The sequence below is a fragment of the Carboxylicivirga sp. genome (genome assembly GCF_982718395.1).
The window spans coordinates 1-16950 of the sequence record NZ_CEXQWX010000075.1 but is presented as its reverse complement, the minus strand read 5'-3'; the positions used below and the strand labels follow the sequence as shown (position 1 = coordinate 16950).

Annotated in this window: 12 protein-coding genes; 5 read left to right on the top strand and 7 right to left on the bottom strand. The window is 36.9% G+C overall.

Annotation, left to right across the window (positions count from 1 at the left end; all coding sequences use genetic code 11):
• Positions 1–30: 30 nt before the first annotated feature.
• The 5 genes from AC4MRQ_RS14390 to AC4MRQ_RS14370 form a co-directional block, all read right to left on the bottom strand.
• Complete coding sequence (locus tag AC4MRQ_RS14390) at positions 31–2262, bottom strand: NADP-dependent isocitrate dehydrogenase (RefSeq protein WP_491198385.1); 2232 nt, start codon at positions 2260–2262, stop codon at positions 31–33.
• A 219-nt stretch (positions 2263–2481) separates the two neighbouring features.
• On the bottom strand, positions 2482–2988 hold the full coding sequence (locus tag AC4MRQ_RS14385) for a DUF8439 domain-containing protein (RefSeq protein WP_491198384.1): 507 nt from the start codon (positions 2986–2988) through the stop codon (positions 2482–2484).
• Between the two features lie 116 nt (positions 2989–3104).
• A complete protein-coding gene (locus AC4MRQ_RS14380) occupies positions 3105–4208 on the bottom strand; it encodes a DNA polymerase III subunit gamma/tau (protein ID WP_491198383.1) in 1104 nt (367 codons plus the stop codon).
• Positions 4209–4414: 206 nt separating this feature from the next.
• Positions 4415–5758 carry a sensor histidine kinase gene (locus AC4MRQ_RS14375; protein WP_491198382.1) on the bottom strand — a complete coding sequence of 448 codons (1344 nt, stop codon included), beginning with the start codon at positions 5756–5758 and terminating at the stop codon, positions 4415–4417.
• Positions 5755–7107, bottom strand: a complete 1353-nt coding sequence (locus AC4MRQ_RS14370) for a sigma-54-dependent transcriptional regulator (RefSeq protein ID WP_491198381.1) — start codon at positions 7105–7107, stop codon at positions 5755–5757. The genes AC4MRQ_RS14375 and AC4MRQ_RS14370 overlap by 4 nt, the downstream gene beginning before the upstream one ends.
• 181 nt (positions 7108–7288) lie before the next feature.
• On the opposite strand from AC4MRQ_RS14370, the gene AC4MRQ_RS14365 reads away from it, so the two are divergent.
• From AC4MRQ_RS14365 to AC4MRQ_RS14350, 4 genes are all read left to right on the top strand, one after another.
• Complete coding sequence (locus tag AC4MRQ_RS14365) at positions 7289–9718, top strand: ABC transporter permease (RefSeq protein WP_491198380.1); 2430 nt, start codon at positions 7289–7291, stop codon at positions 9716–9718.
• Between the two features lie 10 nt (positions 9719–9728).
• Positions 9729–10430 carry an ABC transporter ATP-binding protein gene (locus AC4MRQ_RS14360; protein WP_491198379.1) on the top strand — a complete coding sequence of 234 codons (702 nt, stop codon included), beginning with the start codon at positions 9729–9731 and terminating at the stop codon, positions 10428–10430.
• Positions 10431–10624: 194 nt separating this feature from the next.
• Complete coding sequence (locus AC4MRQ_RS14355; RefSeq protein ID WP_491198378.1) at positions 10625–11452, top strand: energy transducer TonB; 828 nt, start codon at positions 10625–10627, stop codon at positions 11450–11452.
• Between the two features lie 147 nt (positions 11453–11599).
• Positions 11600–12388, top strand: coding sequence for an aminotransferase class IV (locus AC4MRQ_RS14350; protein ID WP_491198377.1), 789 nt, complete (start codon positions 11600–11602; stop codon positions 12386–12388).
• Positions 12389–12467: 79 nt separating this feature from the next.
• On the opposite strand, the gene AC4MRQ_RS14345 is transcribed toward AC4MRQ_RS14350, so the two are convergent.
• A complete protein-coding gene (locus AC4MRQ_RS14345; RefSeq protein WP_491198376.1) occupies positions 12468–13820 on the bottom strand; it encodes a hypothetical protein in 1353 nt (450 codons plus the stop codon).
• Positions 13821–13832: 12 nt separating this feature from the next.
• Entirely contained in the window at positions 13833–15050 is a 1218-nt protein-coding gene (locus tag AC4MRQ_RS14340) for an OmpP1/FadL family transporter (protein ID WP_491198375.1), read from the bottom strand.
• 284 nt (positions 15051–15334) lie between these two features.
• Between AC4MRQ_RS14340 and AC4MRQ_RS14335 the strand changes: the two genes are divergently transcribed.
• A complete protein-coding gene (locus AC4MRQ_RS14335) occupies positions 15335–16849 on the top strand; it encodes a DUF4301 family protein (RefSeq protein ID WP_491198374.1) in 1515 nt (504 codons plus the stop codon).
• The last annotated feature ends 101 nt before the right edge of the window (positions 16850–16950 follow it).

The window sequence follows — 16950 nt, the reverse complement described above, 5'->3', positions numbered from 1 at the left end:
TAAACTACAATAATTCCAATATTATATGCATTAAGATAACTTTTCAATAATAGAATTTAATGTAACGCTTGGACGCATGGCTTTTGAAGCTTGCTCAAACTCTGGAGCATAATATCCACCGACATCAATCGCTTGCCCCTGAGCTGAGTTTAATTCATCCACAATTTTAGTTTCATTCTTTGCCATTTCCTCAGCTATTGTTGCAAATGTGTTTTTCAGTTCAACATCTTTATCCTGTGCAGCCAATGCTTGTGCCCAATACATTGCCAGGTAAAAATGACTGCCACGATTATCCAGTTCATTCACTTTGCGTGAGGGGGACTTGCGATTATCCAATAATAAACCTGTGGCTTCGTCTAGTGTCTCACCTAGAATTTTAGCTTTCGGATTATTGGTATTATTGCTTAAATGCTCTAATGAAACGGCTAAGGCCAAAAATTCACCTAAAGAATCCCAACGTAAGTGACCTTCTGACTCGAACTGTTGCACATGTTTAGGTGCTGAACCGCCGGCTCCTGTTTCAAACAGACCACCTCCATTCATTAATGGCACAATGGATAACATTTTGGCACTTGTACCCACTTCCAATATCGGGAATAAATCAGTCAGGTAATCTCTCAGCACATTACCAGTAACCGAAATGGTATCTTCACCCTTAATGATTCTTTTCAATGAAAAACGGGTAGCTTCAACAGGTGATAAAATATGTATTTCAATATCACTGGTATCGTGATTAGGCAGGTATTGGTTGACCTTCCTGATTAGTTGATTGTCATGTGCACGATCCTCATTTAACCAGAAAACAGCTGGCACTCCTGTCGCTTTAGCGCGATTAACAGCCAACTTTACCCAATCCTGAATAGGTGCATCTTTTACCTGACACATGCGCCAGATATCACCTTCTTCTACCTTGTGCTCAAGCAATGTATTATCATCCTGATCGATCACTTTTACCACACCATTGGCTGGTATCTGGAATGTTTTGTCGTGAGAACCATATTCCTCAGCCTTTTGCGCCATTAAACCTACATTGGACACACTTCCCATGGTTGTTGGATCAAAAGCCCCATGTTTTTTACAGAAGTTCATGGTCTCCTGGTACACACCCGCATAAGAGCGATCAGGAATTGTATAAATAGTATCTTTCAATTGTCCGTCAGGTCCCCACATTTGCCCTGATGTACGAATTGCTGCAGGCATGGATGCATCAATAATCACATCACTTGGAACATGCAAATTGGTAATACCCTTATCAGAGTTAACCATTGCTAAAGGTGGGCGTTTGGCATAACATGCCTTGATTGCCGCTTCTATTTCTGCTTTCTGATCTGCTGGCAGTTTATCTAATTTAGCGTGCACATCACCTAATCCGTTGTTAGCCGAAATTCCTAAATCCTGAAATACATCTGCATATTTATTAAACACTTCATCGAAGAATACTTCAACCACCTGACCAAAGATAATTGGGTCTGATACCTTCATCATGGTTGCTTTCAGATGAACGGAAAACAGCGTATCATCATTTTTAGCTCTTTCAATGGCTTGTTCCAGGAAACTTCTTAATGCCTTTTTACTCATAACAGCAGCATCAATGATTTCGCCGCTTTGCAAGGCTACTTTATCTTTTAAAACTGATACTTCACCTTTATCATTTGTTAATTCAATACGTACATGACCTTCTTTCTCTATGGTAGTTGACTGCTCGCTACCAAAGAAATCGCCATCAGACATACTAACTACATTTGATTTTGAACCAGCATTCCAGGCTCCCATCGAATGTGGATTCTTTTTGGCATAATTCTTCACTGCGCGCGGTGCACGACGGTCTGAATTACCTTCACGCAACACCGGATTAACTGCACTACCTTTTACTTTATCATAGCGGGCTTTGATTGCTTCCTCTTCTTTGTTTTGTGGTTCTTCAGGATAATCCGGTAAAGCATAGCCTTTGTCCTGCAACTCTTTTATGGCTGCCTGCATCTGAGGTATAGAGGCGCTAATATTAGGTAATTTTATAATATTTGCTTCGGGTGTTTTGGCCATTTCTCCCAATTCGGCTAAAGCATCTGATATCTGTTGTTCTGCTTTCAGATAATCAGGAAAGTTAGCGATAATTCTCCCAGCCAGGGAAATATCACGTGTTTCAACTTTAACGTCTGCCTGCTTTGTATAAGCTTCAATTATCGGCAAAAATGAATAAGTAGCCAATGCCGGTGCTTCGTCCGTTTGGGTGTAAATGATCGTCGGGGTTTGTGTTCTCATTTTAATCAATTATTAAATGAATACGTGCCTATAGTAACGTTTGATTACCGCTTGTGTTTAAATAACAATGCACAATCGACATTACTTTAATTATTAAAGGTTATTTGTTACTACAAATCTACTGTATATAACCACTTAGCCTCTGATTAATCTCATGGATTAAATCGACTTTTATCAGCTTTACATTTAATCACAGATAATTGAGTAACAATACCTCACCTATTCCAGGTCAAGATTAAATTGCTTCTTAAACAAGGCCAGAGCCGGATTCTTTTCCGACATAACTTTATATTTATCAGCCACTGTAAAGGCTTTAGGAGCATTTTTATCCTCTTCCTGTGAAATTTCAAAATTTAGTTCAATACCGGCATTTCTTAAGCTTCTTTTCAGAAAAGATAAAATTCTAGAACGCTCCTTGTTTAATTCATGCTGTTGGGTCTGATTTCTTACTTTAACAAGTAATGATTTTCCCTGAACTATTTGTGGAGGATGGTTTTTGTAGATGGTATGCAGACGTGGCGAATTTTCGTACTGTCGTGTATACCTTCTCCATACTTCATCCAGTTTTTCCTGATCGAAAGCATCATTCCAGGATAAGTCAATGGGCTCTTCCACTTGCTTATCTTCCTGTTTTGGTTTGGGTGCTCCTTGCTGCTGAACTTTTTGGGCCAGATTCTTTAACGAAACTGACTTAATTGTGCCCACTCCACCATTTCCTCTCGGCACAGGTGGTATTTTTGGAGCAACTTCTTTATTTCCGGTTGTTTGCTGGGGAGTTTTTGTTGTTGGGGTTTTCGCCTGAACTTTACCTACTGTAATGATTGGTATCTCATCAACCGATTCTACTTTTTTTTTTCGGTAACGATCCGGGCTAATCGAATTAATGCAAATTCGATGTGCAGTCGTTTATTTTTAGCTGCACGATATTGTTGTTCACTATCGTTGATGATTTTTAGTGCCTCGTAAAGAAAATCAACCGAGCAATTGCCTGCTTGTTGAACATACTTCTCTTTGGTTGCCTGTCCAACTTCTAACAATCCAGCGGTTGAAGCATCACGACACATCAACAAATCACGCATATGACTGTTTAAACCAGCCATAAAATGTTGTGCATCGAATCCCTTAAGCAGAATCTCGTTAAAAGTTAACAGTCCTTGCTTATAATCTTCTTTGAGGAATGCATCCGTCAGCTTAAAGTAGTAATCGTAATCCAGCACATTCAGGTTTTCAATTACCTGCTGATAAGATATCTCTTTACCAGAAAACGCCACAATCTGATCAAAGATGGATAAGGCATCACGCATGGCACCATCTGCTTTCTGTGCTACAACAGACAATCCTTCCTCATCGACATTGACACCTTCGCTTTCGGCCACATATTTTAGATGTCCAACAGCATCAGCTATGGTAATGCGGTTAAAATCAAAAATCTGACAGCGTGAAAGAATTGTTGGTAAAATCTTGTGTTTCTCAGTCGTTGCCAAAATAAATATGGCATGACGAGGTGGCTCTTCCAAAGTCTTCAAAAAAGCATTAAATGCTGCCTGAGACAACATATGAACCTCATCGATGATATAAACGGAATAGCTTCCCAGTTGAGGAGGAACGCGTACCTTATCAATCAGGCTGCGAATATCGTCCACTGAGTTGTTACTTGCTGCATCCAGCTCGTGAATATTGTAGGAACGATTATCGTTGAATGACTGACATGACTCGCACTCATTGCAAGCTTCAAAATCATCTGATATATTGGAACAATTGATTGTTTTAGCAAAGATACGTGCACAGGTAGTTTTACCCACACCTCGCGAGCCACAGAACAAATACGCATGCGCTAACTGACTGCTTTTTATGGCATTCTTTAGCGTAACAGTAATGTTGCCCTGCCCTACTACCGAGCGAAAAGTCGTCGGTCTGTATTTCCTTGCCGAAACAATGTATTCCATGATCTTTAGTTTGTTAGTCTTTAGTCAGAAGGCTGCAATTATTTACAGTTTCGAAATATGACGAAAGAACTAATCCTAAATTGCGATGACAAATATACAATTTCTCTTGGCTTGGAAAAGTGATATATTGTGTAAGTTATTAACAAATCGAGTTCATATTGATCAAACAGTAAAAGTGGAAAATGCTCAATACTCATTGTATGGGTTCAATTTTCATCATTCGCTGCATTTTCTGCTATTGGAAACTCCATCATTAAAATTGTATTGCCTGGTTTTGTATGCACTTTAAGGTTACCCTTATGCAAGTGCATAATTTGTCTGGAAAGACTTAATCCTATCCCTGATCCGTTAGCTTTTGTAGTAAAAAACGGAACAAAAATCTTATCAAGAATTTCCGGTTCTATTCCATGTCCATTATCACACACGCCAATAACTACTTTCTTATAGGTGTGGGTATCGCATTTAAGCATTATTTGCGGTTTATCAACATTATTGAGTGAATCCTTTGCATTACCAATTAAATTGATCAGCACCTGTTCTATCATCTCGAAATCCGCATCAAGATAAATATCTGGGATATCCGGGTCTAATTGGAAATTAATATTGCTTTTAAAAAGCTCAGGACTCATTAAGTTGTAAACCCTTCCCAAAAGATCGGCTACTTGCACCTTCTTAAACTGGGGTTCCGGAAGGTGCGCCATATTTCTCGCTGCCTGAACTGATTTGACTAAGCCTTTGCATCGGTGCGAAACGGTTTCAAGTGAATTTATAACCTTTTCCTCTTCCCCATACTTTTTTGAAAGAATGACATTTTTCGCGTACTCTGAAAGGTTGGAAATTGGTATAAGTGAATTCATAATTTCATGAGACATATACCGGACAAGATTTCTCCAGGCCTGTATTTCCCGATCGTATAATGGTTCTTTTATATCTTCAAGTGATATCATATAGTATTTCCGTTCCTTAATATCAAAACGCATGCATTTCACTAAAAACAAATAATCAATTTCATTGATATTGTACTCTATCAGTCTATACCTGTTATGTACCTCTTTGGTAAACACTTTGTAAAACTCAGGGTGACTATTTTTTATCTGCTCAATGTTTATGAGAGAATTTCGGTTCAATATACTCCTCGCCATATTATTCATAAAATGCACCTCGTGAGTATCATCAAAGCATATAATTGCGATATCAATATGCTTAGTCACATTTTCAAGAAACAGATGGTTGATGTTTTTTTGCTCAACCAGTTCCTTAACCTTCAGTTTAAGTTCTTCTGATGCCCGGCTTAAATCCTTATTTACATGCCATTCTATTTTTTTCTCACTGAAAATATTATCACGCAATGCCATTAAGTAATAATAAACTTGTTTCTTTTCCTTATTAATAATCCTGTGCAGGCGGAAAATAAGTAAAACCATGAAAGCAAACGGCCACAGAAACACGAGTAGTTTTAGCTGCAAAGCAATATAGGCACTTACCCAACCCAGTATCAGAATACCAATGATATGAATGAGAATCTGCATATTTGAAGTCTGGCTTCTCATTTTCGGATATTTAGCTTTTGCATTTTTCTATACATTGTAGCTCTTCCCAACCCCAGGTCACGTGCTGCCTGCGAAAGGTTTCCATTTGCTTTTCTTAAGGCTTCAACAATGGCATCCTTTTCTAAATCTGTCCAACTAGTTGTGTTTTTTTCGGGTCTGGTTTCAACAGCTGAGCTACTTTGGGACAATAACACGAATTCCGGTTTAATCAGTTTTCCTTCACATAGAATAACAGCCCTTTCAATCGTATGCCTTAATTCTCTGATGTTACCCGGCCAGGAATGTTGTTGTAACAGTTTTTTAGCCTGCGCCGAAAACTGTAGTCCGGGCTTTGTATAAACCTCGGAAAATTCATTCAGAAAGAAATCTGAAAATGTACTAATATCCTCCTTTCGCTCTCTAAGCGGTGGTAAAGTGATTTCAAAAGTGTTGATTCGATATAGCAGGTCTTGTCTGAACTCATTTATTTCACTCAGCCTGTAAATATCCTGATTACTGGCACAAATCAATCGAATATCGGTACGAATGGGTTTATTGCTGCCTATACGGGAAAAGGACTTAAATTGAATTGCCGATAGTAATTTGGACTGCAGTTTAAATGACAGATTGCTTATTTCATCCAGAAATAAGGTCCCACCGTTAGCCAGCTCAAATTTACCTGTTTTGTGATCCTTTGCGTCTGTAAATGCACCTTTCACATGTCCGAATAATTCTGATTCGAATAAAGTTTCCGGAATAGCACCTAAATCAACTTTAATAAAAGGTCCGGTACTACGGCCTGACAAACAATGAATTTTATATGCAAGCAGTGTTTTACCGGTACCGTTCTCGCCCAATAGCAAGACTGAGGCTGTTGTTGGCGCCACTTTATGAATGTAATTAAGAATTGGTTGCATTGTAATCGAAGTGCTTTCAAATAAAAAGTTATCTTCTTTGATTTTTTTCTGCGTTAAATCTCTTTCTCCATCAGGTTGTTTTTTCTTTAAAGCTCCTTTTATCTTTTTTAGAAGCGTTTCCGTATTCCATGGTTTTACAATAAAATCAGCAGCTCCTATTTTCATAGCCTCAACGGCCACATCAATATCACCAAACGCAGTATTCATTATTACTACAACCTCAGAATTGATTGATAAAATTTGTTTTAGGCAACTAAGTCCTTCCTTGCAGTCAACAGAGCCGGGAGTAAAATTCATATCCAGAATAACAGCATCAACCTGACGAGCTTGAAAGAGCTTTTTAATTCCAATTGGCGAAGTGAGTACTTCAACATCAAAATATGGAGCCAATAACAATTTAGCAGTTTTAAGGATATCAACATCATCATCAACTACTACAACACATTCTTTCATAACCACTATGTTAAATAATCAAAAAGCTATTGCCAGAAGATACAACCATTCGGATATTGTATCAATACGATACATATATGTTTTTCTTTGAAAAGCATAATAATCACAACTATCAGTTTACCAATAACTAATAATAGTAGGTATAAATCTTGATTTTCAAGAGAAAAGTTAATGTATGTTGTTGAAAAGCTATTTAAAATCAATCATTCGTGATTTTGTCCGCAGGCCTTTGGTAATGACAATTCAGCTATTTGCCCTTATTATGGTCATTACTTCATTTCTTGCTATGCTGCTATGGTCGTGTCATCAATTAAGTTTTGACAAGTTTGTTGAAAAGAAAGATCGCATTTACCGCCTTGAGTTCAGTGGATCAGATTATGAGGGGTTTGCCGGACAGACAACAATGACTTCAGTTTATTTAAAAAATAGTATACCTGAAATAGAAAACTTTGTCCGTTTCAGGAAGATGGGAAAAGATGAAATTTGGCAACTATCATACGAAACAGAATCAGCTAGTAAAACAATATCGGGCCAAACAATGCTGGTGGATTCCTCATTTTTTAATGTTTTTTCATATCCCTTAATTATGGGTGATATGGAAACAGCATTAGATAGCCCCAACTCCATTGTACTATCAGACAAAGTTGCAAAATCCTTGTTTGGCAATGAAAACCCGATCGGAAAAACATTATACGATAGTCAGCCATTAACTGTAACCGGCATATACAAGCATCGAAACAACTTCCACATAAAATTTGATTGGTTTCGTTCATTACTATCCCAGAAAAGGCAATTTGCCGAGGAATATAATATTCCACTCAATAACTGGCGTTTTCATACACATCCTACTTATTTACTGCTGAAAGAGGGGACAAAAGCAGAGCATCTGGAGGAAAAAATTAATCGTTTAATGCATCAACTGGATCATGTAAATGACCATATCACTTTCTACCTGCGCCCTTTGGAAGATATTTATTTCAATGGAGCAACACGTGATGAAGCATATTATGCTGTACATGGTAATAAAAAGCTGGTCATTGCTATTTTCCTTCTTGGGATATCTTTACTTATTGTTGGCAGTCTGAATTTTATTAAGCTATTTACTGCCCGGGCTTCAGATAAAACACGAGAATTTGTTGTCAGAAAGGTTATCGGTTCAAAAAGGATGGAACACCTTCTTCAATTTCTGACTGAGACTTTTGCTTTATATTTTCTTGCATTAATTGCAAGTATAACTATTATAGAACTTATACTTCCGCATTTCAATCATCTTACGAAGAGCGATCTTGATCTTAGTCTATTACAAAGCTGGCTGTTCTGGCTGCTTGCAATTGCTTGTATCTTACTTATATCTATTGCCACAGCTCTTATTCAAACTTATTATTTTGATCATTTGAGGCTTGATCAGTTATTACGAAATATCCCTCCCGACACCCCACGGGAATTTGTATTCCGCAGGTTGTTTATTGTTATGCAATTTATCGTTGCCTCATTTTTGGTTTTTGCAACATTAACTGTACATCGACAGCTTCATTATATGGATCATAAAGAGCCAGGATTTCAATATAAAAATCGATTTGTTATGGGATTTAATGGTAAAAACCTGCATGGATATCTGAAACCGCTTAAAGAAACTATAACTTCTCATCCTGATATTATATCTGTAAGTCATTGTTTTGGTGTTCCGGGAGAAATGCTGCCTTACGGTTATTCATTAGATTTTAATGGTTCTCCACTTAATTTCAGGCGTATACTTATCGATACCTCATATTTTAGAACTTTGGGCATTCAACTTGTTGATGGAAGAAATTTTGATCTCGCCGACAGCCTCGATGTTGTAACTGATGCGTATCAGAAGTATGCCAGAAGGATAATCATTAATGAAACAGCGGCACGCGAATTAAGTCTTGGAGAAAAAACGATTGGTTCAATTGGTTATATTCAAGGAAAGGATATTGAAATCGAAATAATAGGAATTGTTAAAGACTTTCATTTCAATTCCTTTAAAGATAAAATACCTCCTATTTATTTTCTTAATAGTGATGGCAGTGAGTGTCTTTCACTGATTATTCATTCGGATCATGAGGAAATTACAGGTCTGGAGAAGAATATAAATGAGTGCATAAATCAAGTATTGGGTGAAGACGCTTCTGAATTTCAGCTGGGTGAGGGAGGACTAAGGCCTGTTGAGGATAAATTTAAACAACCTATTGAAGATCAACGTAGATTGAGAACCCTGCTCCTATTGCTTACTCTAATTGCCACGTTTATTGCTTGTCATGGTCTTTATGCATTATCAGCATATAACCAGCTAAGGAGAAGAAGAGAAGTAGCCGTTCGTAAAGCTTATGGTGCTTTAGTTCCGAATATCATGGTATTAATGACGAAAGAATACCTAATTTACATTGGTATAGCTTTATTAATATCCCAATCTGTCAGTTATTGGGTGATGAATAAATGGCTTATGAACTATGCTTACCACGTCAATATGAATTTTTCCTTATTTTTAACGGCATCTGTAATCACTACTTACATAGCATTTATCACTGTATTTTATCAAACTTTCAAAACTGCACTGGCAAGACCATCTTATGATTTAAAATATGAATAAAATATAAACCATGCTTCAAATCAAACATATAACAAAGGTTTATTCAACTAAGAATGTGTTTACACAAGCACTAAACGGTATTTCCTTTGGTGTTAATAAAGGTGAGTTTATTGCCTTAATGGGGCCATCTGGTTGTGGTAAGTCCACATTATTGAATATCATTGGACTACTCGATTCACCCAATGAAGGAGATTTGTTCTACAATGGAGAACTGCTTTCCGGATTAAAAGAGGTGCAACGTACACTTTTTAGAAGAGGGAAAATTGGCTTTGTTTTCCAAAACTTTAACCTGATCAATGAATTCAGAGTTTACGATAACATAGAGTTGCCTTTGCTGTACCTCAAACTGTCAGCGAAGGAACGGAAAGAAAGAGTACGGCAAGTGTTAAAAGACCTGCATATTGAATTTGCAGAACACTATTATCCCTCGCAACTATCAGGAGGTCAACAACAAAGGGTGGCGGTAGGAAGGGCAATAGTGGCCCGACCAGAATTAGTATTGGCAGATGAACCAACTGGTAATCTTGATTCAGATAATGGTGATGCTATAATGAAATTACTTCTTGAGCTTAACAGACAGGGTACAACTATTATTATGGCTACACACTCAAAGGAATACGCCGAAATAACAGATAGAATTGTACATCTGCTTGATGGTAAAGTTATCAGCCAGGCATATATGAATACTGCTAAAAACATAAGCTCCTATTAGCCTTAGGACAGCTATCTTCCTTAATTTATTCAATGTGTATCGCTGTGAATTCAATTGCCTCAAGGTGAGACAATATTGATACAAAGAAAACATCGCCACTTTCACAATAATCACATAAACAGCACATTACAACACAAGGTCTATTTATTGATTTAGGTATTCTGTAATTAATAACTAAATTAAAACCTATTGTTATGAAAAAAGCAGTTTTTATTTTTATGTGTTTTATTTCCATTTCTCTCTTTGCACAAAATAAATTGGAAAGTATTATGGTTGAACCGCCAAAATTTACGGCAGAATCAGCTAATACAGAAATTAAAGGTCAATCAATACATGCCTTTATTGAACGTGAAATTGTGTTACCTGCTAAGCTGAATGTTTATGAAGATGAAGGTATTGTTGGAATTCAATTCACAGTTAAGCCCGATGGTACATTGTCAAATTACACTGTAATTAATAATGTATCTAAAACTTGCAATGATGCTGTAATTCAATGTTTAAAAAGAACTAATGGTTTATGGTCTCCTGGTAAAGTCAATGGCAAAGATGCTTCTATGGAGAAGGTAATCTTTGTAAAGTTTGACCTTATAGGTAATGCCTCTCACCGTGAAATAGCTTTGAGGCAATTAAAAAATGGTTTTAGATTTTACCTGAGTGCAATGGAGATTAAAAATAATCCATTACTAACAGATAAACGGAAGCAGGTAAAAACCGAACGTAAAATGAAACGTTCCATATCAATGTTTAATCAATGTATGAAATATGAACCTGGGGATCCCTCTGCTTTATTCTGGCAAGCAAAGGCTTATGAAGAAATGGGCAATAACGTTCAGTCAAAAGTTAAACTCGACAACTATTTAGAGATGGTTAATGCAGGAGCTATTGAAAAACAAATCATAGCTGATGAAACTCTTGATACATTACTATTAAGAAATAGAGTTTATAATTATTGGTTCATACGTGAAACGATCCGGTATTTGCATTTACAAACTATCACATTGCGATGGCAACTTGATTTGTAAATGGGGATGCTGGGTCGTCTTTTATTACTCTCCTATTAAGATTAAACCGCATCATTTGTCAGGCAAATAAAATTACCTATCTTCAACCTTCGAAATAAACCATACCTCGTTACAATGCAGCCCGTTATAGAAGGCCAATATTTTTTAATGGATCGTACTTTAAAGTCTGTTAGTTACTTTAATGCTTCACCGGCTCCTGATTCTATCTGCGTTTACGAGGTTTTTCGTATAGAAAGGTTTAAACCACTATTTATTAATGAACATTTAGAGCGTTTTAAAAACACGCTGAAAATTGCCGGTCTAAAACCACACCTTAATATTGAAGGTTTGCGTGGATCACTTAATTTACTATTCTCGGCCAACAATATTGAGAATGGCAATGTAAAGTTGGATTTCAGGCAAATGCCAAGTGGCGAATCACAATTTATGGCTTATTTTATTCAAACAAACTACCCGGGAGAAAATGAATTAACCGAAGGAGTTAAATGTGCTTTACAATTTTCAGAACGTCATCACCCTGAAGCAAAAATATACAATCCGGAAGTACGAGATAAGGCTGATGCTATTATTGAACAGCAGCATATCTATGAAACTCTGTTAGTAAATTCAGAAAACTACCTAACAGAAGGAAGTCGCTCCAATTTATTCTTCATTAAAGATTATGAACTTATAACAGCCGGTGACACATTGGTGTTGCCCGGTATTATCAGGCACAAGGTGATTGATCTTGCCAAAGAGTTAAATATTCCTATAACTTACCGCACTGTTCATATAGATGAGCTAAATTCAATGGATGCTGCTTTTATCACGGGAACTACACCAAGAATGCTTTCCATTTCCAGAATTGCTGAAATTACATATCCAATTAGTAATTCATTATTTATGCAACTTCGGGATACTTTGCTTAATTTAATAGAAGAAGAGATTAACTCTTAATTACTTGCATCAAGATGCATCTATCATAAATAGGAAAAGGAGGGTCACCCCTCCTTTACCACTCATATTGTAAATCCAATTATGGAAACTGTACCATATCATAATCGTTTATGTTCGCTTTTGGAACTGTTGCCCCATATTGTGCATTGATTGCATCAATAAATTCATTGGCAATAATGGCAGATCCACGTCCGGTTGTATGAATTCCATCTAAAGAAAACGCACCTCCAGAGACAAATACATTTGTATAATGATGTCCGTCTATAGTGATACCCGTTGTACTCAGCTCTTTCATTAGTGCGTTTGCGTCAACGAAAGCAAGATTGAAATCGTTAGCCAGCTTTTTATTAACAGCATTAAACGTTTCAGTTGCAGAGCTAATATTACTCAGTTCAGTTTTTGTCAAAACAAATTCATCACCAAGTATCGGATCACTTGTAGGCGTCCAACTTATGGCTTCTGCCTGCGCTGTAAGTAATAACCTATCTTCAGCAGTAGCTTGTCTTCTGTTTCCCAATAAATCAGGGATGGTTGCATCATAAATTACAAATGCATTGGCTCCTTCTGCGAACTCCATTTTTGGAAGTCCCATTTGTTCGGCTGCTAAATTATATTGTTCGTATTTGGCATTTAAAGCTGCTGCTGTTGCTGCATTTACTTCAAACGCATTATATGGCACTGTTGTAAAAAATGGTATAGATATTACATCAGGTATATTACCGATAACTCCTTTTGCACCATCTGATGTCAATGTTTGTAATATCGATGTTAACGTCCCTTCATAAACAGTTGCGTCAGTGATATCCGATGGGTTATTACCCACTCCTCCAACCCCACCAGCCAGGGCATAAGCTAAAACATCATTCCCAGCTAACCAACAACTGAAAAAAGTTGGATTTGAACCTAAGGCATCCGCTAAGACAGAGGTTGTTGAATTGCTTGCAAAACGTGCAAAGTATGGATTAGCTTGAGCATAACCAGGAGCAACCAAATGAGTCACTTTTGCCCCCGGAACTCCAAAATTTTGGTTATCAACCGAACCAGCGTCTTCACCAAATATAGTCATATCGCCTAATGATGGTATTGGCGCCAAAGAACCTTCAATCACCTGTAGCTCAAAGTAACCATTATATTGACCGGGAGCTATCTCAGTTGTCCCTACACTACCATTTGACTGTACCAATGGTTGGTTGTATGATGTACTTCCAACATACATCAATTGCTTACCCAATATATAACTAAAGCTTTCCTCCTGGCCTCTTTTACCTAAAGCTCCATCTGTATAACCGGCCGTAAAGGAATCTCCAATAGCAATAAACTTTGAGAAATCAGCTGTCCCTTTCGATGGTGTGAATTCGTCTACGCTTGGTTCACACGACCATAATGCCAAGGCACCTAATAAAAGTGCATGTTTAAATATATTTCTTTGCATTGCTATTGTCTGTTAAAATGAATAATTAATACCAATACCCGGTATAACTGCATTCGAGTAATAGGTTCCATAGAAATTAGTTGGTGCATAACCATCTTCACGCTTTGTACCATGAATGTACAGCAATGATGCATCTAACGAAAGTTTATCATTTATCTGGTAACCACATCCCAATGACATTCCAATTTTATCTGTACCTGGTGTTTCAGGCGTTAACAAATCTTCTGGTATTGGTGTACTATCATAATAAATTCCGCCTCTGAACTTGAATTTAGCATTTAAACTATATTCAGCACCTAGACGGTAAATCATTGTATTTTCAAAATCACGCTGATTATATGAATCTGGTACTGTTTCTGCTTCAAAATCAAAATTTAAACTTTCGTAAGTTGACCATCCGACATACTGCAAGTCTGCAGCCAGTAATAACTTATCGTTTACCTGATAACCAATACCAAAAGTTATATTTGTTGGCATAGGTAACTCTGACTCAAACTTGGTATCAGGATATAATCCTGCTAAAGAACCTGGTACTGTAAAATCAGCATCCCCTTCTTCCAGCTTCACATTCACTTCTGAACGATAGCTTAAACCAAAAGTTAATTGATCACTTGCTTTATAACTTATTCCGGCATTAAAACCAAATGCCCAGGTATTACCAGCGATATTCACAGTTGCATCACCTCCTGAATATTGCACTGGCAAAGCTTTGTTTAAATCCACATTACCATTAACCGCCATGAAACCAATTCCAAAGCCAAGCTTATCACTAATCTTATATGAAAAAGTAGGTTGAATAAAAATTGCACGAAGTGAAATATCCTGGATCAGGTAATTACCATCCCAGTCATCACCCCATTTTAATGAGTTACCATATGGTGTAGTTACGGCTAAACCTACAACCATTTTATCATTTATCTTCGTGGCTCCATAAAAATAGAAAGGAGTTCCCATAGGGTTATCCGATTTGGCTTCGTACACCGACGGTGCTTGTTTTTGAAATGTATTTTTTGAGAAGATTAAGCTACCTCCTAACGAAAAATCATACTTTTTATCCATTAAACCTAATGCTCCCGGGTTAAAATGCATACTGGAAGCACCCATCAATAAGCCGGCACCGGTATGTCCCATACCTGTTTGCCTATTGCCTTGCAGGTTTACCTGATAGCCTTCAGCAAATAGCTGTAAACTAAGCATTAGTAACCCACATAATAATCCGAATCTCTTCATACAAGAATGATTAGTGATTTTTTTTTAAAAGAATTTTTAACTGGGCGAATATATTACATTTTTTGAAATATCTAAACATTTAAATAATTGATATTCAGTCTATTTGAACATTAGATTCATTTAGTCTATTATTTACATGTCGATATATTTACAACTAATTAATGATAACAACTTAATAGTAAGAAAGTCACTAATATCATTGAAATACTTGATAACATTATAACGTAGTTGGCTTGTAAAACAACCGTAAAAGAAGTATTATTACATATTTAAAACAAGAAACTATGTTATCTCCAAAAGACCTTGAACAGATAGAAGAGAATGGTATTACAGTTGAATCAATTAACGTACAATTAAACCATTTTAAAAATGGCTTTCCATATTCCTCATTAGCTAAACCCGCCACTTTAAACGATGGAATTATTGCAACTGATAATGAAACTGAAACGATTTATATAAATAAGTTTAAACAAGCCATGGCAGATGGTATCTCATCCATCAAGTTTGTACCTGCTTCGGGTGCTGCTACACGCATGTTTAAAGTTTTGTTTGAATTCATTCAAGCTAGCAACCAACAGCAAGAAGAATTACTTACACAAGAACCTTATAAAAGGTTTTTTGAGCAAATTAAGGATTTTGCATTTATTGATGATCTGGAAAAAAGTCTCAAAAAAGAAATCACTCCTCAATCAGTTGATGCTGCGCTTGCTAAAAGAATAATTGAACACCTCCTCTTAGATGCCGGTCTCAACTATGGAAAGTTACCTAAAGGCTTACTGAAGTTTCATAAAAAAGAACAGTTGACTTACTCACCTTTGGAGGAACACCTGAAAGAAACAGCTCAATATGCAAGCAATGACCATCAAGGCAAGGTACATTTTACTGTTAGTCCTGAACATCACGAGCTTTTTAAAACACAGCTAAATAATGGTCGGCAGCCTTTGGAGGATCAATACAATATTAATTACCATGTTGATTTTTCATTCCAGAAAATGTCAACAAATACTATCGCTGTTAATCCGGACAATACTCCATTCCGGCAAGATGATGATACTTTATTGTTCCGCCCTGCAGGTCACGGTGCATTGATCGAGAACCTGAATGAACTTAGCGAAGAATTAATATTTATCAAGAACATCGATAATGTTGTACCTGAACATTTACTAAGCGATACAATTCATTACAAACAACTTTTGGCTGGTATTTTACTTGAGAAAAAGGAAAAGGTGTTTGAAATATTAAATGAACTGGACAGCGATATTGCAAATGGAGTTGAGTTTTTGTGCGAAGAGTTACAAATGAATCGCGCCGAAATAGAAAAACTGTCGGTTGATGAACAAAAATCATTAATTAAAGACAAGTTGAATCGCCCTATTCGCGTTTGTGGTATTGTTAAAAACGAAGGTGAACCTGGTGGCGGGCCATTCTGGGTGAAACAACAAGATGGAAGTATCAGTCTTCAAATTGTTGAAGGTGCACAAGTCGATCCTGATGATAAGGATCAGCAGGCCATATTAAAAGCCAGTACTCACTTCAATCCGGTGGATTTGGTTTGCTATACTAAAGATTACAAAGGGAATAAATTTGACCTCACTAAGTTTGTTGATCCCGAAACCGGGTTTATTTCTGAGAAAACTCAAAATGGCAGAGCATTGAAAGCGCTTGAATTGCCAGGTCTTTGGAATGGAGCCATGGCAAATTGGCTGACTTTCTTTGTAGAAGTGCCCGTTAGTACTTTCAATCCCGTAAAGACTGTTATGGATCTGTTACGGCCACAACATCAACCGGCAAATAAATAATACATCAGTAAAATATCATAAAGTAAAAATCCCTCACTGCACGCAATGAGGGATTTTCTTTTCATAGATTTGGAATTGATCAGGAGCACTTAATTTTCATG

What these genes read in the sequence shown, in the direction of transcription:
- AC4MRQ_RS14380 (WP_491198383.1), bottom strand. Translation starts at nt 4,208, where the DNA reads ATGGAATACATTGTTTCGGCAAGGAAATACAGACCGACGACTTTTCGC.
- AC4MRQ_RS14390 (WP_491198385.1), bottom strand. Translation starts at nt 2,262, where the DNA reads ATGAGAACACAAACCCCGACGATCATTTACACCCAAACGGACGAAGCA.
- AC4MRQ_RS14350 (WP_491198377.1), top strand. Translation starts at nt 11,600, where the DNA reads ATGGATCGTACTTTAAAGTCTGTTAGTTACTTTAATGCTTCACCGGCT.
- AC4MRQ_RS14340 (WP_491198375.1), bottom strand. Translation starts at nt 15,050, where the DNA reads ATGAAGAGATTCGGATTATTATGTGGGTTACTAATGCTTAGTTTACAG.
- AC4MRQ_RS14345 (WP_491198376.1), bottom strand. Translation starts at nt 13,820, where the DNA reads ATGCAAAGAAATATATTTAAACATGCACTTTTATTAGGTGCCTTGGCA.
- AC4MRQ_RS14355 (WP_491198378.1), top strand. Translation starts at nt 10,625, where the DNA reads ATGAAAAAAGCAGTTTTTATTTTTATGTGTTTTATTTCCATTTCTCTC.
- AC4MRQ_RS14375 (WP_491198382.1), bottom strand. Translation starts at nt 5,758, where the DNA reads ATGAGAAGCCAGACTTCAAATATGCAGATTCTCATTCATATCATTGGT.
- AC4MRQ_RS14335 (WP_491198374.1), top strand. Translation starts at nt 15,335, where the DNA reads ATGTTATCTCCAAAAGACCTTGAACAGATAGAAGAGAATGGTATTACA.
- AC4MRQ_RS14360 (WP_491198379.1), top strand. Translation starts at nt 9,729, where the DNA reads ATGCTTCAAATCAAACATATAACAAAGGTTTATTCAACTAAGAATGTG.
- AC4MRQ_RS14370 (WP_491198381.1), bottom strand. Translation starts at nt 7,107, where the DNA reads ATGAAAGAATGTGTTGTAGTAGTTGATGATGATGTTGATATCCTTAAA.